We start from the raw sequence: 20,537 nt of genomic DNA, 5'->3' as shown, positions 1-20,537 counted from the left end.
TCGCTCCCCACTTCGATCGCCTCGCGCAGCTTTCTTTCCAGCGCGCGCTGCTTGCCTTCCGCATAAAACTTCAGCCCGAACATGTCCTTGACGTAGAACGTGTCCACCACCTGTTCGCCGTAGGTCGCGATGACGGCGCTGGCGATGTAGACGTTGGCGGCGGCCAAGGTTCGTGTCAGGTCGTGGAGGAATCCGGGGCGGTCGCGGGTGTCGACTTCGATGATGGTGTAAATCTCGGACCCGTCGTTGTCGAAGGTGATGGAGGTCGGCACGCGGAAGGCTTTTTCGCGCTTTTTCATCTTGTCGCGGTCGGCCAGCTTTTCGCGGGCCACCAATTCCCCTTGCAGGGTCTTTTCGATCATCTGCCGCAGGCGCGGCAGGCGGGCCTCTTCATAGGGGCTGCCTTCGGCGTCCTGCACCCAGAACGCAGCGGTGGCAAAGCCGTCTTTGGTGGTGAACGTCCGCGCGTCCACCACATTGGCGCCCACCAGCGACAAGGCCCCGCACATACGGCTGAAAATGCCCGGATGGTCGGCCATGGCAAAACACACGCGGGTGGCGTCACGGTCCTCGTCGGGGGTCAGCGCGATGCGGATTTCATTGGTGCCGATGCCATAGAGCAGCTTTGCAAAATCCACATGCGCGGTGACGTGCAAACCCTGCCAGTAGGGCGGATAATGGCGGGCCAGTTCGATACGGATGTCCTTTTCGGACCAGTCCGCCAAAGCCTCGCGCAGGTTGCGCCGCGCGCCGGTGCCGCGCTCCTCGCGGTTCAGCGCCTCCATCCCGTTTTCCAGCGCAAACCGGGTCTGGCGATAGAGCGCGCGGATCAGCACCGCTTTCCAGTTGTTCCACGTACCGGGGCCCACGCCACGGATGTCGCAAACGGTCAGCACGCACAGCAGATCAAGCCGTTCGACCGTTTTCACCGCCTTGGCAAAATCGCGCACGGTGCGCGGGTCCGCGATGTCGCGTTTCTGGGCCATGTCGGACATGAACAGGTGATAGCGCACCAGCCATTCGACAGTGTCGCATTCCTTCTTTGACAGTCCCAGACGCGGCGCCACCTTGCGCGCGATCCGTGCGCCCAGGATCGAATGATCTTCGTCCCGCCCTTTGCCGATGTCATGCAACAACAGCGCCACATAAAGAACCTTGCGGTTGATCCCGTTCTTGAGGATCGACGCGGAGACGGGCAGTTCCTCATCCAGTTCCGCCCGTTCGATCTGCGCCAGATGGCTGATCGTCTGGATCGTGTGTTCGTCCACGGTGTAGTGGTGATACATGTTGAACTGCATCATCGCGACGATGGGTTCGAATTCGGGGATAAAGGCGGCCAGAACGCCCAATTCGTTCATCCGCCGCAGCCCCCGTTCGGGGTTGCCGTGTTTCAACATCATATCAAGAAAGATGCGCTGGGCCTCGCGGCTGTCGCGCAGGCTGTCGTCGATCAGCGTCAGGTTCGCCTTGATCAGACGCATGGCATCCGGGTGCAGCAAGGTGCCCGTGCGCAGGGCTTCCTCGAAAATCCGCAGCAGGTTCAACGGGTCCTTGAGGAATTCCTTGGGCCTGTCCACGGTCAGCCGGTTCTGTTTGATCGCATAGGGCGGTTTGGCGGTTTTCTTGCGCGAGAACAGACGCAACAGGACAGGTTCGGCCTTGAGGTGTGCGTCCTCCTGTGCGGTCAGGAAAATACGGGTCAGTTCCCCCACGTCGGTGGCGTGGCGAAAATAATCCTGCATGAAGTGTTCCACCGCCCGGCGGCCACCCTTGTCGGCATAGCCCATCCGTTCGGCCACCTCGACCTGCATGTCGAAAGTCAACTGGTCGGCGGCGCGACCGGACAACAGGTGCAAATGGCACCGCACAGCCCACAGAAATTCGTGCGCGGCTTTGAATTCTTCGTATTCGTCCTGCGTGAACACACGGTGTTTCACCAGTTCGGAGGCATCCTTGACCCCGTGGATATATTTGCCAATCCAGTACAAAGACTGAAGATCGCGCAGGCCGCCCTTGCCCTCCTTGACGTTGGGTTCGACCATATAACGCTGGCCGCCCTGCTTGCGGTGCCGTTCGGCCCTTTCGTCCAGCTTGGCCTCGATAAAGTTGGGGATGGTCTGGTCGAAAAGATCGCGCCGCAAACGTGTCGTCAGCTCTTGCGCAAGGGCGGCATCACCGGTCAGGAAACGTTCTTCGACAAGGCTGGTGCGGATTGTGTAATCCTCCCGCGCCAGACGCAGGCACTCCTTCACCGTGCGGCTGGCATGTCCCACCTTCAGCTTCAGATCCCACAGGATGTAAAGCATGGATTCGATGGCGCTTTCGGCCCATGGGGTCAGTTTGTAGGGCGCCAGAAACAGCAGGTCGACGTCGGAATGGGGGGCCATTTCACCGCGACCGGACCCGCCAACCGCGATCAGGGCCAGACGTTCGGCTTCGGTCGGGTTGCCCTGCGGATGCAGGCGCGTGGTCGCAATGTGGTAGACCTCGATCACCACGGCATCGGTCAGCCAGGCATAGGCGCGTGTGGTGGAACTGGCGTCAAACGGGTTAAGCGCAAAGCTGTCCGCGATCAGCCTGCGCCCCTGCGCCAGCACGTCTTTCAGGATCGGCACCACCGCAGCGCGGGCTTTGGCGTTGTCGGTGCCCGTCCTGTCCAGCGCTGTGGACAGGGCCGCACGCAAGGCCCCGCGGTCGACAATGTCGTCCGCAGGGCAAATCAGGTCTTCGGGGACCGCTGTGTCCTCAAGATCAAGAGCCACCGGTGCCAAACGACAGGGGTGCCGCTTCTACGATCGAGATGCGGTTGTTGACGATGGTGGCCACAGCCAGCGCGCGCTGGTTGGACCCGTCGGGGCGCAGTCGGAAGGCCCCCGTTGCGCCGGCAAAGCCTGCGGCGCGGGTAAGGGACCTGCGGGTCAGCGCATTCCGGTCGCCGGTCGCGGCCAGTGCTCCGATGGCGGCAATACCGTCATAGGCGATCGACGCCAGCGGGTGCGGTCGCGCGCCATAGGTTGCCTCGTACCGGTTGCGGAAGGCCGCCTCGCGGCCCGCGTCGCCCATGGCAAACAGACCGTTTTGCAGACCGGGAAGATCGGCGGCCTGAGGGGCCGCGTCCCAGCGGGTCAGGCCGATCAGCGGTGTGGTGGCAGGGTTCAGGCCCGCTTCGGTCAGGGATGTGGCAAGGATCGGCAGGCCACCGGCCATGTTGTCGGTCGTAAAGACCGCCTGTGCGCCGGTGGCATTGGCCGCAGACGCGATCTGCGGGGCCGCCGAGAAAATGCCCGCCTGATTGAACGGATAGGACTGGATGCCCACGACCGTGCCGCCGGAGGACCGCACCGAGGTGGCAATCGCATCGCGGCCCACGGCCCCGGCCAGATCGTCCTGATGGGCGATCAAGAACTGGGTGATCCCGCGACGGCCCGCGTATTCGACCAGCCGGTCGGAAATGTTGCCGAAGGTATTGCCAAGAACAAAGACGTTGCCGCCGGCGACCGCAGTGTTGTTGGAAAACGCCATGACGTTGACGTTGGCGGCACTGGCCACAAGACCCACCGCATTGGCGCTTTCGGCGTCCAGTGGCCCGAGGATGATCTGCGCGCCATCCGCGATGGCCTGAGTGGCCATCTGGCTGGCCTGACCTGCGTTGCGGGCGGTGTTGTACACCCGCAGGTTCACCTCCGCGCCGTTAAGGTCGGCCATCGCCAGCCGAGCGGAATTTTCAAGGCTGCGCGCGATCAGGTCGAATTCCTGCTGGCCCGTGCCACCGGGCACCAGAAGCGCCACCTGCACCGGCGCTGTCGGGTCAATCGTCTGACCGCTGCCACCGCCACCCACCGACGGGATGGCAAGATCACAGGCCGCCAGAAAGGCAAGACTTGTCAATGCAAAAAGGCGGGCTGCGGTTTGGCGGATCTTCAGCTGTGGCAGGCTGGGCAAACGGGCTAACATGGACTATTCACTCCCTTCGGGCAGCGGGAGGACCCCGCCGCGACTTTGCCGGTGATCATAGTGCGCCGGTCGGGAGGGTCTAGGTATGAATCATCGCATCATTCCCCTGTCGGCGGGTCTTTACCTGTGCGCCGTGCCCATCGGCAACGCGCGGGACGTCACTTTGCGCACCCTCGACATCCTTGCCAGTGCCGATGTGATCGCCGCCGAGGACACACGCACCGCACGCAAACTGATGGACATTCACGCGGTGCCCATCGGTGACCGGCCCATGGTGGCCTACCACGACCATTCCGGCGAGGCTGTGCGCGCGCGGCTGATGGATCAGGTCCGCGCAGGCAAATCGGTGGCCTATGTCAGCGAAGCCGGCACGCCGCTTGTGGCGGACCCCGGCTATAAACTGGCCGCGGATATGCGGGCGGCGGATCTGCCGCTGACGGCCGCACCCGGTGCGTCGGCGGTGCTGGCCGCGCTGACGGTGTCGGGGCTGCCCAGCGATGCATTCCATTTCGCGGGGTTCATGCCCAACGCCGCATCTGCTCGGCGTACAAGGCTGGAAAAATTGCGGGACGTGGAGGCGACTTTGGTGCTCTACGAATCCCCGAAACGGATCGCGGCACTGACCAGTGATGTGGTTCTGGCATTCGGACCGGACCGGCAAATGGTCATCTGTCGTGAGTTGACCAAAAAGTTCGAAGAGGTTCTGCGCGGCACCGCCGAAGACCTTGCAACACGTCTGCAAGACCGCAGTTTGAAAGGCGAAATTGTGGTTCTGATCGCGCGAAATGCCGACAAATCGACGGATGTTGCCGATGTTAAGGCGCTCTTAAGAACCGCGCTGGTATCCATGCGGGTGAAAGATGCGGCAAATGCCGTGGCGGGGGCCACAGGACTGCCGCGACGCGACGTCTATCAAATGGCGCTCGATCTGAAGGATGAAGATACATGACCGTTTGCGCTTTGCCCTCCCGCGGACTGACGAATTATCACGCGGGTCTTGCCGCCGAAGACATCGTTGCGCGGCGCTACGCCTCGGGCGGACAGCCGCTTTTGGCCAAACGATGGCGCGGATCACGCGGAGAGATTGATCTGGTCGCTCAGGACGGGGACGGCGTCATTTTTATTGAAGTCAAGAAAAGCCGGAGCCACGCACGTGCCGCCGCCCGTCTGACCCCGCGACAGATGGAACGCATCTACGGGGCAGGGGCGGAATTTCTGGCGACGCAACCCAAAGGCCAGTTGACCGATGTGCGCATTGATGTGGCATTGGTCGATGATATGGGTCGCGTGGATGTGATCGAAAACGCCTATATGGCCGCCTGAAATCCAATCCGGCCATTGCGCCGGACCGCCTGCGGGTCCATGTCTTGGAAAAGCTATCAGACACGGACCTGACCCATGACCGCTGCAAAATCCCTTACCGTTGCCTTCCAGATGGACCCGATCGGGGCCGTTGATATCAAGGCCGACAGTTCTTTCCGGCTTGCGGAGGAAGCGCAGGCGCGGGGGCACAAGCTGTTTTACTACACGCCCGACCAGCTCAGCTATGTCGAAGGCGCGGTGATGGCGCGCGGGCAGGACCTCACCGTGCGCCGTGAACAGGGCCGCCACGCCGACCTTGGCGAGATGCGAGATCTGGATTTGTCGCAGGTGGACGTGATCTGGCTGCGTCAGGACCCGCCCTTTGACATGGGCTATATCACAACCACCCACATCCTCGACCGCATCCACCCCGACACATTGGTCGTTAACGATCCGTTCTGGGTGCGCAATTATCCGGAAAAACTGCTGGTGCTGGATTTCCCCGATCTGACCCCGCCCACCGCCATCGCGCGCGATCTTGAGACGCTCAAGGCGTTCCGCGCGCGCCATGGGGAGGTGATCCTGAAGCCGCTTTATGGCAACGGCGGGGCGGGTGTGTTCAAGTTGAGCGCGGGCGACAGCAACCTCGCTTCCCTGCATGAGCTGTTCTCAACCATCAACCGCGAACCCCTCATCATGCAAAAGTTCCTGCCTGACGTGAGCGCGGGCGACAAACGCGTTATTCTGGTGGATGGCGAACCGGTGGGCGCCATCAATCGCGTCCCTGCGGCGGGCGAAACGCGGTCGAACATGCATGTGGGCGGGCGTCCCGAAAAGGTGGCCCTGACCGACCGCGACCGTGAAATTTGCGCGCGGATCGGGCCGCTTTTGCGCGAGAAGGGCCAGATTTTTGTCGGCATCGACGTGATTGGCGACTACCTGACCGAGATCAACGTAACCTCCCCCACCGGCATTCAGGAGTTGGAACGCTTTGACGGCGTAAACATTGCTGAAAAGATCTGGGAGGCGATCGAGGCAAAGCGCCCATGACCCGCCCGTCCCTGCGCCTGCGTGTCCTGACCTTCGGGATGCGGTGGTTCGAAAAGCCCAAACTGGCCAAGCGCGGCACGCCAGAGACCGCCAACCGCGATTTCGAACGGGCCGCGCCCTATCTGTTCAGCACGCCCAAAGGAACCGTCGTGGCCTCCGACGACCCCTTTGATTGCATCACCTGCGGTGGCGGTGACGCAGACCGCGCGATCCTGTATCTGCATGGTGGCGCCTTTGTCACCGGATCGCGGCGCAGTTACCGCGCGATGGCGGCGCGGCTGGCAAAACGCACGGGCGTTTGCGTGTACCTGCCCGACTACCCCAAACTGCAGGAGGCCGCCTTTCCCGCGGCCCCCCGTGCGGTTCTGGCGGCGTGGGATGCGCTGGTGGCGCGGGGCATCGCGCCGGATCACATCGTGATTGCGGGGGATTCTGCGGGGGGCAATCTGGTCTTTGGCCTTTTGTCGACTGTCCTGCAACGGGGCCAGCGGCCTGCGGGCGTGCTGGCATTTTCGCCTTGGACGGACATGACCCTGTCAGGCGACAGCCTGAACACCAACGCGCAGGCCGATCCGCTTTTGCCGGTCAGCCGAATGCAGGAGGCGGTGGAGCTTTATCTGGGGACGGCCGATCCGGCCCATCCTTTGGCGAGCCCGCTGTTTGCCGATTTTCCGAACCCGCCGCCCGTGTTCATCCAGGTCGGCCGCGACGAGGTCCTGTTCAGCGATGCCGAACGCATGGCCGAAAAGCTGGGCGGCACGCTGGATGTCTGGGACCATGTGCCCCACGTCTGGCAGATGTTTGATGGCCGCCTTCCGGAGGCGAATGCCGCCATGCGGCGGGCCGCGCGCTTCGTTCAGACCTCTTTCGAAAGCGCCAACCGGTAGCCCACAGCCTCGGCCACATGGGGTTTGCGCACGCCGTCCGATCCGTCCAGATCAGCGATGGTGCGCGCCACGCGCAACACGCGGTGATAGCCCCGCGCGCTGAGCCCAAAACGATCCGCGACCTTCAACAGCAGGTCCTTTCCATCGGCATCAGGGGTCGCGACCTCTTCCAAGGCCGCGCCTTCGAGGTCCGCGTTTACCCGCATCTGCGTGCCTGCAAACCGCGCCGATTGCACGGCGCGACCCGCAGCCACCCGTGCCGCAATCACCGCAGAAGTGTCGCCCGAGGACGGCAGGTCGAGGTCTTGCAATGCCACGGGGGGCACTTCGATGCGCAGATCGAAACGGTCCATCAGGGGGCCGGAGATGCGCTGCATATAATCTTCGCCGCACAGCGGGACCTTCGCGCAGGCACGGTTGGGATCGCTCAGATAGCCGCATTTGCACGGGTTGGCGGCAGCCACCAGCATGAACCGGCAGGGATAGCGGACATGTGCGTTTGCGCGTGCAACAACGACCTCTCCGGCCTCGATCGGCTGGCGCAGGGTTTCCAGCACGGTGCGCGGGTATTCGGGAAATTCGTCCATAAACAGGACGCCGTTATGGGCCAGCGACACCTCCCCCGGTTTGGCACCCCGCCCGCCGCCGACGATGGCGGCCATGGAGGCCGTGTGGTGGGGTTCGCGAAAGGGCCGCGCGCGGTTGATGCCGCCATCCGACAGCAGGCCGGCCAGCGAATGGATCATTGATGTGTCCAATGCCTCCGCTGCGGACAAGGGCGGCAAGATGCCGGGCAGGCGGGCCGCCAACATGGATTTACCGGAGCCCGGCGGGCCGACCATCAGCGCGTGATGCCGCCCTGTGGCTGCGATTTCCAACGCGCGTTTGGCCTTTTCCTGTCCTTTGACATCGGCAAAGTCGCGGTGGGTCCGGTCCGATTGGACGGTGCCCGCAACGGCCACGGGCAGCGGCGACTGGCCGGTGAAATGGCGCAGGGTTTCCGACAGGGACGTCGGCGCATAAACAGCGGTCGCATCGACCCATGCTGCCTCGGCCCCGCAGGGGGCAGGGCAGACCAGCGCCTTGTCATGGGCAGCGGCGGCCATGGCTGCGGGCAGCGCCCCCAACACGGCAACCAACGTGCCATCCAGCGACAATTCCCCCAAGGCCACGGTATTTGCCGCCGTGTCCTGCGGGATCACATCAAGGGCCGCCAAGAGCGCCAGGGCAATGGGCAGATCGAAATGGGAGCCTTCTTTCGGCAGGTCCGCGGGTGACAGGTTGACGGTGATTTTCTTGGAAGGCAGGGCGATGGACAGCGCGCCCAAGGCTGCGCGCACGCGGTCGCGGGCCTCTGACACGGCCTTGTCCGGCAGCCCGACGATGGAGAAGGCCGGCAAACCCGGTGAGGTCGCGCACTGAACCTCTACCAAGCGGGCCTCTACCCCTTCAAACGCGACCGTATAGGCGCGTGCCACCATGATCCATTCCCCGTCTTTCGTGGTTAACGACTAGCGGGGGAAGGGTTTAAGAATGGTTAACGCCCTTCATGGCATCGGAAAGGGCAGGCGCGGCAGGTCCATGTCGTACTGGTCCAGCTCCGCATCACGGGCCAACCCTTCGTCGCGCCAGCGGCGGATTGCCGGATGGGACAGTTGGGCTGCCACATAGCCGCGCACCGCGTCCGATACGGGCAGGTTGTAACCTGCGATGCGGATGCAGACAGGGGCGTAATAGGCGTCAACCAGACCGTAGTCGCCAAAAAGAAAGGGCCCGCCGGAGGCCGCCAAGGCCGCGCCAAAGCTGGCGTCGATCCTGGCCAGATCCGCGCGTACCGCGTCATCGGGCACAAAATTGTCCCATGCGGTGGCAAGGTTCATCGGGCAGGCAGCGCGCAACGCCATGAAGCCGGCGTGCATTTGTGCGATCATATTCAGTGCAGTTGCGCGGTGCTGCGGGTCGTCGGGCAAAAGGCCGCGATCCGGAAAAGCCTCTGCCAGATGCCACAGGATGGACAGGCTGTCGGTCAGAACCGCGCCGTCCGGCGTTTTGACCACGGGCACCGTCGTGGTGCCCCCGAAGGCTGCGACGTCATCATAAAATGCATCGCCGTAGATCAGGGTATCATGAACCGTCACCGGAATGTCGTGGACGATAAAGGGAAGCCAGCCGCGCAGGGACCAGCTGGAATAGAGGCGTTGGCCGATAAGGAGGTCATATGTCATGAGACAACGTTAATTGCGCCGCAGCCGGGCCGCAAATCGCGATTTGTGAGGAATGCGGTCACGGCAGGTGATTGATCCGTGCAACGCCAAGGGTGGGCCGCATCTGGATTTCGGTGATCGAGAAATTGTCGATCCGATGGGACAACGCCTGATAGGGCGTGATGCCGCCCGCCATGGCCACCTGCGTCAGGATCGCGCCAAAATGCGCCACGGCGATGATGTCGCGGCGCGGGTTGGCAGTGATCAGGCCGGTGATGTCGGCGGTCACCCGCGCGGCGGCGCTGTTCCAGCTTTCGCCATCCGGGGGGGCGATGTCGCCCGGGCGTTCCCAATAGGCACGGCTCAGGTCGGGCCATCGGTCGGCGACCTCGCTGAAATGCAGCCCGTCCCATGCGCCGAAATCGAATTCGCGCAGCCCTGCGCGGTGGGGCAGGCGGGTCCGGTCGCCTTGGAGTGCGGTGGCCGTATCAATGCTGCGGATCAGGTCCGATGACACGACCAGTGCGCGCCGGGGCAGGGCCGCCGAGACCCGCGCGATCTGGTCCGTGTCGGACAGATCGGCAGGCACATCGCGTTGCCCCACGAATGTCTTTTCATGAGTTGGTCCGTGCCGGACCCAGTAGACATTTGTCATAACACGCCCTTCAGAACCTGCGGTAATCCGGCGATCACCTGAACCACACGGTCAGCCCGAGCCGCCAGTTGTTGATTCAGCTGCCCTTGGGCGTTGCGGAATTGTCGGGCCAGCGTGTTGTCCGGCACGATGCCGTGGCCGACCTCGTTCGAGACCACGACCACCTGTGCGGGGCAACCTGTCAGGGCAGCCAGAAGGGCCGTTTGATCGGCGGACACATCCCTGTCTGCCAGCAGGACGTTGGTCAGCCACAGTGTCACACAATCCAGCAGCACCACCTGATCCGCCGTGCAGGATGCAAGGGCGCGCGGCACATCCAAAGGCGCCTCCCTCGTGATCCAGTCCGCCCCCCGCTGATCCCGATGCGCATTTATTTTTGCCGTCATCTCGGCGTCGAACGCCTGCGCTGTCGCCACATAAACGCGCGGTTTTTTCGTTTCAAAACATAGGCTTTCTGCGAAGGCGGATTTACCGGAGGCCGCACCCCCTAAGACAAAAGTGAATTTGGACAAGGACAAGTTGGGAACTTTCTATGATCCGGGCGCATTTCACCCACGTAACCATACAAAGACCAAAAGCAAAATACGCATCAGGGGGAAACATCATGGCATTTGATGGACGGTACGACCAAAGCCTCTCACGGACGGCGATGAAAGCCGAACTTCTGGATGCGGAGACCGAATTGCGATTGGCCTACGCATGGCGCGATGAACGATGTGAAAAATCCCTGCACCGTCTGATCACCGCCTACATGCGACTGGCCATTTCCATGGCCTCAAAATTCAAACGGTACGGCGCGTCGATGAACGACCTGATCCAGGAGGCGTCTTTGGGCCTGATGAAGGCCGCCGACAAATTCGACCCCGACCGAGGCGTGCGTTTTTCGACATATGCGGTGTGGTGGATCAAGGCCTCCATTCAGGATCACGTGATGCGCAACTGGTCGATGGTGCGGACAGGGTCCACATCCTCGCAAAAGTCGCTGTTCTTCAACATGCGGCGTGTGCAGGCCCGGCTGGAACGCGAAGCCCTTGCGCGGGGTGAGGTTCTGGACCGCCACGAAATGCGTAAGATGATTTCCGTCGAAGTGGGCGTGCCGCTGCACGACGTCGAGATGATGGAAGGCCGGTTGAGCGGGTCCGATTTCTCCCTCAACGCGACCCAGTCCACCGAAGACGAAGGGCGCGAATGGATTGATGCGCTTGAAGACGACGGCGAACAGGCCGCCCAGACGGTCGAACACACCCACGACACAGACACTTTGCGTCAGTGGCTGTTGACCGCACTGACCAGCCTGAACGATCGTGAACAGTTCATCGTCCGCGAACGCAAATTGCGTGACGATCCGCGCACGTTGGAAAGCCTCGGGGTGGAATTGGGCCTGTCGAAGGAACGCGTGCGCCAGTTGGAGGCCGCAGCCTTTGGCAAGATGCGCAAAAGCCTTGAGGGCCAGTCCAAAGAAGTGATGCACTTCCTCGTCTGATATTTGGTTTACAGACACCTGAACCGTCCGTCGCCCCCGGCCTCGGGCGGTTTTTTGTGTCTGGCGGTTTGCTGTCGGGGGTCCTAACCTGCCCCGCGAAGACGGAAAGGTTGAACCATGTCAGGCAAGACAATTTTACTGGTCATCGGGGGCGGCATCGCGGCGTTCAAGTCCCTTGATCTGATCCGCCGGTTGCGCGAACGCGGGCATCGGGTCGTACCGGTCTTGACCAAAGCGGGGTCGGAATTTGTCACCCCGTTGAGCGTTTCGGCACTGGCAGGGGAAAAGGTTTTCGAAGACTTGTTCAGCCTCGATGATGAGGCGGAGATGGGGCATATCGAACTCAGCCGTGCGGCTGATTTGGTGGTGGTCGCCCCTGCGACGGCCGATCTGATGGCGAAGATGGCCCACGGGCACGCGAATGATCTGGCGTCGACCTTACTGATGGCGACCGACAAACGGGTGCTGGTCGCGCCGTCGATGAACGTGCGGATGTGGGAACATGCGGCGACGCAGCGCAATCTCAAGACATTGCGCGAAGATGGTATTTTGATCTGTGGCCCCGATGAGGGCACGATGGCCTGTGGTGAATTCGGCTATGGCCGGATGGCTGAGCCGATGGAAATTGTCGGTGCCATTGAGGCGGCGTTGAATGACGGGCCGCTGAAAGGCAAACATATTCTGGTGACATCCGGCCCGACGCACGAACCGATTGACCCCGTGCGCTACATCGCGAACAGGTCCTCCGGCGCGCAAGGGACAGCGATTGCGCGGGCATTGCTGGCGCTGGGTGCGCGGGTGACGTTTGTGACGGGCCCTGCGGATGTGGCCCCGCCCACGGGTGCGGATGTGGTTGCCGTGCACACCGCCGCCGAGATGTTGGCCGCGGTTGAGGCCGCAGGCCCGGTCGATGCAGGCGTGTTCGCTGCGGCGGTGGCCGATTGGCGTGTGGCATCCGCGTCTGATCAGAAGATCAAGAAGGACGGCAAGGGCCTGCCTGTGTTGGAATTCGCCGAAAACCCCGACATTCTGGCGACGGTCTGCGCATCGGACACTCGGCCTGCCTTGGTTGTGGGATTTGCCGCCGAAACCCAGGATGTGATCGCCCATGCCACCGCCAAACGCAAACGCAAAGGGTGCGACTGGATCGTGGCCAACGATGTGTCGCCCGCGACGGGGATCATGGGAGGTGCGGAAAATGACGTGACCTTGATCACCGCAGACGGCGCCGAAGACTGGCCGCGCATGGGCAAGGATGCTGTGGCCGAGAAGCTGGCGCTGCGGCTGGCGGAAGCTTTGGGCGGCGCATCCGGGATTTGAGTTTTTCTGGCCAGATGAAACAGGGGACCGGAATGATCACTGTCGTATTTGAATGGCTGGAGGGCGCGGATGAGGCGCTGGGCCTGCCGGCCTATGCGACGGCCGGTGCGGCGGGTGCGGATTTGCGCGCGAATTTTGTGGATCGTCAGGGGGTTACGCTTTCCCCCGGCGCGCGGGCCTTGGTGCCCACAGGGCTGCGGATGGCCATTCCTGACGGGTATGAGGTGCAGATCAGGCCGCGATCCGGGCTTGCGTTGACGCACGGGATCACTCTGCCCAACGCGCCGGGCACGATCGACAGTGATTACCGTGGGCCGCTGGGCGTGATTGTGCAGAACAACGGGGAGACGGCGTTTGAGATCACCCACGGGATGCGGATTGCGCAAATGGTGGTGGCCCCCGTGGTTCAGGCTAGGTTTCAGGTTGGCCTCATGGACGACACCGCGCGGGGCGCGGGTGGGTTCGGGTCGACCGGAACGGAGTAGCGCATGATCCTTGTATTGACTTTGGCAGCGGGCCTTTGGGGCCTTGGCTGGGCGTTGAAATTGCCGCGATCTGCGCGGGCGGTGATGGTCGGCCTTTTGTTGGTCGCTGTGGTCGCGGTCCACATCGTGTTGCCGGACGGGCACCCGTTGCGCGACATGACAGGGGGTGAGCCTGCACTGTGGATATTTATCATTTGCGTCGGCATGATTGTCTGGGGGTATTCTTATTTGCTGGGGCGGGTCAAAACGCGGGCCAGCGGCGCGCCTGCGTTTGACTATGAACCGCCTGCCACGGCGGGGACGTTTTCAACGACCGAACTGGACCGCTATGCGCGCCATATCGTCCTGCGTGAAATCGGCGGGGCGGGGCAAAAGGACCTTAAGGACGCGAAGGTTCTGGTCATCGGGGCCGGAGGCCTTGGCGCGCCAGCGTTGCAGTATCTGGCGGCGGCGGGTGTGGGGACCCTCGGCGTGATTGACGATGACGTGGTCGACAATTCCAACCTGCAGCGGCAGGTGATCCACACCGATGCGCGGATCGGAATGCCCAAGGTCCATTCTGCGGCGGAGGCGATTGCGGCGCTCAATCCGTTCGTCGTGGTTAAGCCTTATAAACGAAGGTTAACGGCGGAGATCGCAGCGGAGTTGATCGCTGAGTATGATCTGGTGCTGGACGGGTCGGACAATTTCGACACGCGGTATTTGGTGAATGAGGTTTGCGTGGGCGCGGGCGTGCCGTTGATTGCGGCGGCCCTGACCCAATGGGAAGGGCAGATGAGCCTGTATGACCCCAAAGAGGGAACGCCTTGTTACCGCTGTGTTTTTCCGGAACGGCCTGCTGCCCATCTGGTGCCCAGCTGTGCTGAGGGCGGGGTGCTTGGCCCCTTGCCCGGTGTCATCGGGGCGATGATGGCAGTGGAGGCCGTCAAGGCGATCACAGAGGCAGGTGAGGGTCTGCGGGGGCGGTTGCTGATTTACGATGCGCTTTATGCCGAAACGCGGGCCATTAAGGTTAATCGCGATCCGGGCTGTCCTGTCTGCGCCGGTTAATCGACCCTTGCCCCTGCGGCAGGCTGCGCCATACTTCGCCCCACCTGAAATCTGGAGTCTGCCATGAAAACCATGTTTGCCGCGGCCAGTGCCGCTTTGCTTGCCACAACCGCCCTTGCCGACGGCCACCTGCCGGACCTTGGCGGGCAAGAGATCGTCGTTGTGACCGAGAACGCCTATCCGCCGCTGCAATTCATTGACGGTGACGGCAACGCTGTGGGCTGGGAATATGACGCGATGGCCGAGATTGCCGAGCGGATCAATGCCACGATTACTTACGAGAATATTTCTTGGGATGCGATGATCCCTGCGGTCAGCGAAGGCCAGTTCGATATGGGCATGACGGGCATCACCATCCGTGACGACCGCGCGGAGATCGTTGATTTCTCGGACACATACATGACGTCCGAAATGGTCATGCTCGTACGTGGCGACGAAGACCGGTTTGATGATGCCGCGTCCTTTGCGGCAGATGATGACCTGTTGGTCGCAGCCCAGCCCGGCACGACGCCATTCTATGTGGCCGTCTACGACGTGCTGGACGCCGATGAGGCGAACCCGCGTATTCAGCTGTTTGAGACCTTCGGTGCTGGCGTCCAAGCGCTGCGCAATGGCGACGTTGATCTGGTGTTGACGGACGGCACAGCGGGCAACGGCTATGTTGAGGCATCGGGCGGCGCGCTGAAGATTGTGGGCGAAAAACTGGGGACGGAGGATTTTGGGTTCATCTTCCCCAAAGGGTCCGAATTTGTGGCGCCGATCAACGCAGCCATCGCCGATATGCAGGCGGATGGCACCATCGACGCGCTCAACACGCGGTGGTTTCTTGAGTACAAACTGGGCGAGTAAGCGAGCCCCGTGATCACGCCCAAACAAGACGGGGATTTCCCTTATTGGCTGCTCATCGTTTTGACGGTGGGCGGCTATTTGTTTTGGCAGGTGCTGTCGAATGATCTGTACACACAGGTTTTGGGCACGCTGTCCAAGGGCATCAGGATCACGGTGTTTGTGACGTTGGTGGGCTTTGCGCTGGCTGCGACTTTGGGGTTGGGGCTGGCGTTGATGTCGCTGTCGCGCTGGATCGTCGTGCGGCAGATTGCGCGGCTGTATATCGAGGTCGTGCGCGGCGTGCCGATCATCGTGTTGTTGCTTTATGTGGCCTTTGTTCTGGCACCGGCACTGGTGGCCTTGTGGAATTGGGCGACGGGGGCGCTGGGGTTTGACCCCATCAGAAACCGTGATTTTTCAATGCTGTGGCGGGCAACGATTGCCCTGACCATCGGCTATTCGGCGTTTATCGCCGAGGTGTTTCGCGCGGGCCTTCAATCTGTCGAAAAGGGTCAGGTGGAGGCAGCGGAGGCCTTGGGCCTTGGCCCATGGCAGCGGTTTCGCCATATCGTTTTTCCGCAGGCGTTCCGGCGGATTTTGCCCCCTTTGGGCAATGATTTTGTGGCCATGGTGAAGGACAGCTCGCTCGTGTCGGTGCTGGGGGTGCTGGATGTGACGCAGGCGGGCAAGGTCACGGCGGCGGGCAATTTCCGGTATTTCGAGACGTATAATATCGTCGCGTTGATCTATCTGACGATGACGATTGGCCTCAGCCTCGCCTTGCGACGGTTGGAGCGTCACCTGCGGGACAAGTCACCCGGCGGATAGGGCGGATTTGAGTTGTATTGGCCAAGATGAAGCTGGAACCCCGCGCGCATCGGCGTAGGGTGGAAGCAAAGGAGACGCCCGATGACCAACCCCCTGCTTGCCGACTGGACGACACCGTTTGAGCTGCCCCCTTTCGATCAGATCGAGGACAGCCATTTCGCACCCGCGGTTGAGGCCGCGCTGGAGGCCGCGCGCGCCAATATCGCCGCGATTTGCGACGGGTCCGAGCCTACGTTCGAGAACACGATTGAGGCTTTGGTCTTGGCGGACCGGCCATTGGAAAAGGCGCTGGCGCCGTTTTTTGCCATGGCGGGTGCGGACAGCAACCCCGCGCGTGAAGGGTTGATGCGGGACTTTTCCCCGATGTTGTCGGCCTATTCGTCCGAGGTGACGGCGAACAAGGCGCTGTTTGCACGGATTGAGGCATTGTGGCAGGCGCGCGCGGATTTGGATTTGACCGATGAGCAGCAGCGCGTGTTGCTTTTGACGCGCCGGTCCTTTGTGCGGTCGGGTGCGGAGTTGGAGGGCTATGCCGCCGACCGGCTGGCCGATGTGAAACAGCGCCTCAGCGTGCTGGGCACGCGGTTCACGCAGAACTTGCTGGCGGATGAACGCGACTGGTTCATGCCGCTGGAGGATCTGACAGGCCTGCCTGATTTTGTCGTCGCGGCGGCGCGGGCCGCAGGGGAGGAAAAGGGTGCGGCGGGGCCGGTCGTGACGCTGTCGCGGTCGATCATCGTGCCGTTTTTGCAATTCTCCCCCCGGCGCGATTTGCGCGAAAAGGCCTATACGGCGTGGGTGTCGCGCGGGGCCAATGGCGGTGAGACGGACAACCGCGATATCGCCACAGAGATCCTGTCGCTGCGGGCGGAACGGGCCAATCTGTTGGGCTACGACAGTTTTGCCGACTACAAGCTTGAAACGGAAATGGCAGGCACCCCCGATGCGGTCCGTGATCTGTTGATGCAGGTCTGGGCGCCTGCGAAGGCATCGGCCGAAGCAGACGCGCAGGTTTTGCAGGCGATGATGCACAACGATGACGAACAGGGCCCGTTGGAGCCTTGGGACTGGCGCTATTATTCCGAAAAGCGTCGTGCGGAGGAGCATGATCTGAACGAGGCGGAGTTGAAGCCCTATCTGCAACTGGACAGGATGATCGACGCGGCCTTTGCCTGCGCCAACCGTCTGTTCGGGCTGGAGTTTGCGCCGATCGACGTCACGCTGTACCACGCAGATTGCCGCGCGTGGGAGGTCACGCGGGACGGCAAACACATTGCCGTCTTCATCGGGGATTATTTCGCGCGCGGGTCCAAACGGTCGGGCGCGTGGTGTTCGGCCATGCGCAGCCAGCAAAAGCTGGCCGGTGACATCCGCCCCCATGTGATCAACGTGTGCAATTTCGCCAAACCACCGGCGGGGGAGGCGGCGCTGCTGTCCTACGACGACGCGCGCACCCTGTTCCATGAATTCGGGCACGCGCTGCACCAGATGCTGTCCGATGTGACCTATGACACGATTTCCGGCACGTCGGTGGCGCGGGACTTTGTGGAACTGCCCAGCCAGCTTTATGAACACTGGCTTGAGGTGCCTGAAGTGCTGGAAGAATTCGCCACCCATGCCGACACGGGTGAGCCTATGCCGCGTGATCTGCTGGACCGCATGTTGGGGGCCGCGACCTACGACATGGGCTTTTCGACGGTGGAATATGTGGCCTCGGCCCTCGTTGATCTGGCGTTTCACGAGGGTGAGGATGCCCCCGCCGATCCGATGCAGAAACAGGCAGAGGTGCTGGAGGAGATCGGGATGCCCCACGCCATCCGCATGCGCCATGCGACCCCGCATTTCGCCCATGTCTTTGCCGGTGACGGCTATTCCAGCGGCTACTACAGCTACATGTGGTCCGAGGTCATGGACGCCGATGCGTTTGAGGCGTTCGAGGAAGCGGGCGGTCCGTTTGATCCGGAGATGGCCCAAAAGCTGGAGACCTACATTCTGTCCGCAGGCGGGTCCGAGGATGCGGCGGTTCTGTACAAGAAATTCCGCGGCTCCATGCCCGATGCGACGGCTCTGCTGAAGGGGCGTGGCTTGGCGGCGTAGGGGGTTCTCTGGTTCTTAAATACCTCCGCCGGAGGCACCCTAAAATTCGAGAATTTTAGGGTTTGTCGCTAGTCGCGCACTTCGGACGCGCCGACGCCGAAAAGCGCCTCTTTCGGGGCCCAGCCGCGAAAGCCGCCGGCGCGCAGGCGGCACCAGTCGGTGCCGCATTCGCCCAGATCGGCAATGACGCCCAGTTCCAGCATCGCGACTTCGGTCGCGGTGGCACTGGGTTGGGACCGGATGACCAGCAGGTCTTCGTCGATGATCACCGTGCGGTTGCCGGAGATCAGCGAATAATGCACCCAGCCGCCCATGCCTTCGCGGTCTACCACACGGCGCCAGTGGCCGTATTCGCCGACCACGCGCAAAGGCATGTCGCGGCGTTGAAAGACCCAGTCGATCCGGTGGCTCAGCGACGGGCCGCGACGGACATTCGCCTCATTCGCTTTCAGGGACACATAGCGGGGCATGGGCAGATTGGTCACGGGGCCACGGTCGCCTTGCACGGCGGTGATGGGTGTCACTTGCGCGGTCTGGTCGGCCAGCGCACCGGTGGCCAGCGTCAACGCCAAAAGAAAGGATGTGAAACGTCCTGTCGTCATACTTACTGCCCTCGATGGGTCCTGATTGTTCACCAGCATTTTTATCTGGGGCGGTTCTTGTGCCGCCGGACCTTTGCAGGCAACCTGCCACGAAGCGCACACACCGGGCAAGCGAGGGAGGCGGCACTATGCCAAGCAAACGTCTAAGTGTTACCGTGACGCGACGGTTGCCCGACGCGGTCGAAACACGGATGCGCGAATTGTTCGATGTGACCCTGCGCGATGACGACACGCCAATGACAGCAGCCGAGCTGACGCAGGCGGTCCAGACCTGCGACGTGCTGGTGCCCACGGTCACCGATGAGATCACGGCAGGCCTGTTGGGACAGGCGGGCGAGCGTCTGAAACTGATCGCCAATTATGGCGCGGGCGTGGATCATATCGACGTGCACACCGCCCGTCAGCGGGGCATTCTGGTCAGCAACACCCCCGGTGTCGTGACCGAGGACACCGCCGATATGACCATGGCGCTGATTTTGGCCGTCACCCGCCGCATCCCCGAGGGTCTGGCGTTGATGCAGCAGGGCGATTGGGACGGCTGGGCGCCCACAGCGATGATGGGCGGGCGCATTGCGGGCCGCCGGTTGGGTATTTTGGGCATGGGGCGCATCGGGCAGGCCGTGGCCAAACGGGCACGCGCCTTTGGGATGCAAATTCATTACAACAACCGCCGTCGCTTGCGCCCCGAAGTCGAGGATGCGCTGGACGCCACGTGGTGGGAGAGCCTGGATCAGATGGTGGCGCGGATGGATGTAATTTCCGTCAACTGCCCCCACACGCCCGCGACGTTCCATCTGATGAACGCCCGCCGGTTGAAGTTGATGAAACCGGACGCGGTGATCGTGAACACCGCGCGCGGTGAGGTTATCGACCAGAACGCCCTGACGCGCATGTTGCGCGCGGGAGAGATCGCAGGGGCGGGGTTGGATGTCTATGAACACGGCACCGACATCAACCCGCGCCTGCGCGAGTTGAAGAACGTCGTCCTTCTGCCCCATATGGGGTCCGCCACGGTTGAAGGTCGGGTGGAGATGGGGGAGAAGGTGCTGTTGAACATCAAGACCTTCGATGACGGGCACCGCCCGCCCGATCTTGTTATTCCGGCGATGTTGTAGGGCGTTTAGGGCCAGCTTTTGACGATGGTCTTGTCGCGGCGTTCGACCTTCAGCAGCTTGATATATTGCTTCATCGAATGATCTTCGCCCACATTGATCCCACGGGGCATCATGACTTCGGTGTTGCCAGCCCTGCGAAAGCCCAAGGACCGTGGCGGGACGCGGCAGACGAAATCGTCGTTGCGCACCACGTTGAGGACCATGTGTTCATGGGCCAGCCGCCCCGCACTTTTTAACGGCATGGGCGAGGCAAATGCGATCGCAGGCACCCCCCAGATGCAGCCCAACACCTGCGCGGCGGCCGCCCCCAGCGAATGACCCACAATGAATTTTGGCTTCAGGCTGCCGAGGGCCTTGGCGATGACCAGCGCGTGATTTGCAAAGCCGCGATGCCAGATGGCGTTGGCACCGGCCGCACCGCGTCCGGGCCACGACAGTTTGGCAGGCGTGGTGACAAGATTTGACCGGGTGTAGTCGTGCAGGCTTTCGCTGCCGGGAATGACCAGTGTCATGTCGCGCAGCAAAAAAGCCTCCACATGGCCCACGTCGACGGGGGTGTGAACCGCCGGCAGCCGCGCGCCGCCTTTGTAGCTGTCCTTGGCCAGCTCCGCCGCCTCCATCAGATCCATCCGTCGCATCGTGCCCTCCTGTGTGGTTGCCCTAGGGTCAATCAGCCA

At 62.3% G+C, this 20,537-nt stretch carries 20 protein-coding genes; 12 read left to right on the top strand and 8 right to left on the bottom strand.

Features of this window, described 5'->3' with window-relative positions; genetic code table 11:
* On the bottom strand, positions 1-2,762 hold a 2,762-nt coding region (locus tag QZ653_RS10815; protein WP_296420089.1), incomplete at its 3' end, for a [protein-PII] uridylyltransferase.
* Entirely contained in the window at positions 2,752-3,954 is a 1,203-nt protein-coding gene (locus QZ653_RS10810) for a penicillin-binding protein activator (protein WP_296420088.1), read from the bottom strand. The genes QZ653_RS10810 and QZ653_RS10815, both read right to left, overlap by 11 nt.
* 85 nt (positions 3,955-4,039) lie before the next feature.
* On the opposite strand from QZ653_RS10810, the gene rsmI reads away from it, so the two are divergent.
* From rsmI to QZ653_RS10790, 4 genes are all read left to right on the top strand, one after another.
* Positions 4,040-4,903, top strand: coding sequence for a 16S rRNA (cytidine(1402)-2'-O)-methyltransferase (gene rsmI, locus QZ653_RS10805; protein ID WP_296420087.1), 864 nt, complete (start codon positions 4,040-4,042; stop codon positions 4,901-4,903).
* Positions 4,900-5,277 (top strand): YraN family protein, encoded by a 378-nt coding sequence (locus tag QZ653_RS10800; RefSeq protein WP_296420086.1) that lies wholly within the window; start codon positions 4,900-4,902, stop codon positions 5,275-5,277. Before rsmI ends, QZ653_RS10800 begins: the two co-directional genes overlap by 4 nt.
* A 75-nt stretch (positions 5,278-5,352) precedes the next feature.
* Entirely contained in the window at positions 5,353-6,306 is a 954-nt protein-coding gene (gene gshB / locus QZ653_RS10795) for a glutathione synthase (protein WP_296420085.1), read from the top strand.
* Positions 6,303-7,193 (top strand): alpha/beta hydrolase, encoded by an 891-nt coding sequence (locus QZ653_RS10790; RefSeq protein ID WP_296420084.1) that lies wholly within the window; start codon positions 6,303-6,305, stop codon positions 7,191-7,193. Before gshB ends, QZ653_RS10790 begins: the two co-directional genes overlap by 4 nt.
* Here QZ653_RS10790 and QZ653_RS10785 read toward each other — a convergent pair.
* The 4 genes from QZ653_RS10785 to cobU all read right to left on the bottom strand — a co-directional run bounded on the left by QZ653_RS10785 (position 7,163) and on the right by cobU (position 10,570).
* Positions 7,163-8,674, bottom strand: coding sequence for a YifB family Mg chelatase-like AAA ATPase (locus QZ653_RS10785; RefSeq protein ID WP_296420083.1), 1,512 nt, complete (start codon positions 8,672-8,674; stop codon positions 7,163-7,165). The two genes, QZ653_RS10790 and QZ653_RS10785, sit on opposite strands and share 31 nt — an antisense overlap.
* A gap of 66 nt (positions 8,675-8,740) precedes the next feature.
* On the bottom strand, positions 8,741-9,418 hold the full coding sequence (locus QZ653_RS10780; RefSeq protein WP_296420082.1) for a glutathione S-transferase: 678 nt from the start codon (positions 9,416-9,418) through the stop codon (positions 8,741-8,743).
* 58 nt (positions 9,419-9,476) lie between these two features.
* Positions 9,477-10,052 carry a histidine phosphatase family protein gene (locus QZ653_RS10775; RefSeq protein WP_296420081.1) on the bottom strand — a complete coding sequence of 192 codons (576 nt, stop codon included), beginning with the start codon at positions 10,050-10,052 and terminating at the stop codon, positions 9,477-9,479.
* Entirely contained in the window at positions 10,049-10,570 is a 522-nt protein-coding gene (gene cobU / locus QZ653_RS10770) for a bifunctional adenosylcobinamide kinase/adenosylcobinamide-phosphate guanylyltransferase (protein ID WP_296420079.1), read from the bottom strand. The genes QZ653_RS10775 and cobU overlap by 4 nt, the downstream gene beginning before the upstream one ends.
* Positions 10,571-10,656: 86 nt before the next feature.
* Here cobU and QZ653_RS10765 point away from each other — a divergent pair, with 86 nt between their 5' ends.
* The 7 genes from QZ653_RS10765 to QZ653_RS10735 all read left to right on the top strand — a co-directional run bounded on the left by QZ653_RS10765 (position 10,657) and on the right by QZ653_RS10735 (position 18,143).
* Positions 10,657-11,535 (top strand): RNA polymerase factor sigma-32, encoded by an 879-nt coding sequence (locus tag QZ653_RS10765; RefSeq protein WP_296420078.1) that lies wholly within the window; start codon positions 10,657-10,659, stop codon positions 11,533-11,535.
* A gap of 117 nt (positions 11,536-11,652) precedes the next feature.
* Positions 11,653-12,855, top strand: coding sequence for a bifunctional phosphopantothenoylcysteine decarboxylase/phosphopantothenate--cysteine ligase CoaBC (gene coaBC / locus QZ653_RS10760; RefSeq protein WP_296420077.1), 1,203 nt, complete (start codon positions 11,653-11,655; stop codon positions 12,853-12,855).
* Between the two features lie 32 nt (positions 12,856-12,887).
* The gene (gene dut / locus QZ653_RS10755) at positions 12,888-13,340 is read left to right on the top strand and encodes a dUTP diphosphatase (RefSeq protein ID WP_296420076.1); all 453 of its coding nucleotides are present in this window, start codon (positions 12,888-12,890) and stop codon (positions 13,338-13,340) included.
* 3 nt (positions 13,341-13,343) lie between these two features.
* On the top strand, positions 13,344-14,390 hold the full coding sequence (locus tag QZ653_RS10750) for a HesA/MoeB/ThiF family protein (RefSeq protein ID WP_296420075.1): 1,047 nt from the start codon (positions 13,344-13,346) through the stop codon (positions 14,388-14,390).
* A 63-nt stretch (positions 14,391-14,453) separates the two neighbouring features.
* Positions 14,454-15,239 (top strand): transporter substrate-binding domain-containing protein, encoded by a 786-nt coding sequence (locus QZ653_RS10745; protein ID WP_296420074.1) that lies wholly within the window; start codon positions 14,454-14,456, stop codon positions 15,237-15,239.
* Between the two features lie 12 nt (positions 15,240-15,251).
* Entirely contained in the window at positions 15,252-16,046 is a 795-nt protein-coding gene (locus tag QZ653_RS10740; protein ID WP_412766009.1) for an amino acid ABC transporter permease, read from the top strand.
* 81 nt (positions 16,047-16,127) lie between these two features.
* Entirely contained in the window at positions 16,128-18,143 is a 2,016-nt protein-coding gene (locus tag QZ653_RS10735) for a M3 family metallopeptidase (protein WP_296420071.1), read from the top strand.
* A 68-nt stretch (positions 18,144-18,211) separates the two neighbouring features.
* Here the strand turns inward: QZ653_RS10735 and QZ653_RS10730 are convergent, their stop codons facing one another.
* Positions 18,212-18,745 carry an SH3 domain-containing protein gene (locus QZ653_RS10730; RefSeq protein ID WP_296420069.1) on the bottom strand — a complete coding sequence of 178 codons (534 nt, stop codon included), beginning with the start codon at positions 18,743-18,745 and terminating at the stop codon, positions 18,212-18,214.
* A 128-nt stretch (positions 18,746-18,873) separates the two neighbouring features.
* Here QZ653_RS10730 and QZ653_RS10725 point away from each other — a divergent pair, with 128 nt between their 5' ends.
* A complete protein-coding gene (locus tag QZ653_RS10725; protein WP_296420068.1) occupies positions 18,874-19,860 on the top strand; it encodes a 2-hydroxyacid dehydrogenase in 987 nt (328 codons plus the stop codon).
* A gap of 5 nt (positions 19,861-19,865) precedes the next feature.
* Here QZ653_RS10725 and QZ653_RS10720 read toward each other — a convergent pair.
* A partial coding sequence (locus QZ653_RS10720; RefSeq protein WP_296420067.1) for a hypothetical protein occupies positions 19,866-20,537 on the bottom strand: 672 nt, incomplete at its 5' end.

The organism is Pseudooctadecabacter sp. (assembly GCF_020627745.1).
Classification (GTDB): domain Bacteria; phylum Pseudomonadota; class Alphaproteobacteria; order Rhodobacterales; family Rhodobacteraceae; genus Octadecabacter.
Note: the sequence above shows the minus strand (reverse complement) of the source record. Positions and strands in the feature narration are given on the sequence as shown.

What these genes read in the sequence shown, in the direction of transcription:
- QZ653_RS10810 (WP_296420088.1), bottom strand. Translation starts at nt 3,954, where the DNA reads ATGTTAGCCCGTTTGCCCAGCCTGCCACAGCTGAAGATCCGCCAAACC.
- rsmI (WP_296420087.1), top strand. Translation starts at nt 4,040, where the DNA reads ATGAATCATCGCATCATTCCCCTGTCGGCGGGTCTTTACCTGTGCGCC.
- QZ653_RS10800 (WP_296420086.1), top strand. Translation starts at nt 4,900, where the DNA reads ATGACCGTTTGCGCTTTGCCCTCCCGCGGACTGACGAATTATCACGCG.
- gshB (WP_296420085.1), top strand. Translation starts at nt 5,353, where the DNA reads ATGACCGCTGCAAAATCCCTTACCGTTGCCTTCCAGATGGACCCGATC.
- QZ653_RS10790 (WP_296420084.1), top strand. Translation starts at nt 6,303, where the DNA reads ATGACCCGCCCGTCCCTGCGCCTGCGTGTCCTGACCTTCGGGATGCGG.
- QZ653_RS10785 (WP_296420083.1), bottom strand. Translation starts at nt 8,674, where the DNA reads ATGGTGGCACGCGCCTATACGGTCGCGTTTGAAGGGGTAGAGGCCCGC.
- QZ653_RS10780 (WP_296420082.1), bottom strand. Translation starts at nt 9,418, where the DNA reads ATGACATATGACCTCCTTATCGGCCAACGCCTCTATTCCAGCTGGTCC.
- QZ653_RS10775 (WP_296420081.1), bottom strand. Translation starts at nt 10,052, where the DNA reads ATGACAAATGTCTACTGGGTCCGGCACGGACCAACTCATGAAAAGACA.
- QZ653_RS10765 (WP_296420078.1), top strand. Translation starts at nt 10,657, where the DNA reads ATGGCATTTGATGGACGGTACGACCAAAGCCTCTCACGGACGGCGATG.
- coaBC (WP_296420077.1), top strand. Translation starts at nt 11,653, where the DNA reads ATGTCAGGCAAGACAATTTTACTGGTCATCGGGGGCGGCATCGCGGCG.
- dut (WP_296420076.1), top strand. Translation starts at nt 12,888, where the DNA reads ATGATCACTGTCGTATTTGAATGGCTGGAGGGCGCGGATGAGGCGCTG.
- QZ653_RS10750 (WP_296420075.1), top strand. Translation starts at nt 13,344, where the DNA reads ATGATCCTTGTATTGACTTTGGCAGCGGGCCTTTGGGGCCTTGGCTGG.
- QZ653_RS10745 (WP_296420074.1), top strand. Translation starts at nt 14,454, where the DNA reads ATGAAAACCATGTTTGCCGCGGCCAGTGCCGCTTTGCTTGCCACAACC.
- QZ653_RS10735 (WP_296420071.1), top strand. Translation starts at nt 16,128, where the DNA reads ATGACCAACCCCCTGCTTGCCGACTGGACGACACCGTTTGAGCTGCCC.
- QZ653_RS10730 (WP_296420069.1), bottom strand. Translation starts at nt 18,745, where the DNA reads ATGACGACAGGACGTTTCACATCCTTTCTTTTGGCGTTGACGCTGGCC.
- QZ653_RS10725 (WP_296420068.1), top strand. Translation starts at nt 18,874, where the DNA reads ATGCCAAGCAAACGTCTAAGTGTTACCGTGACGCGACGGTTGCCCGAC.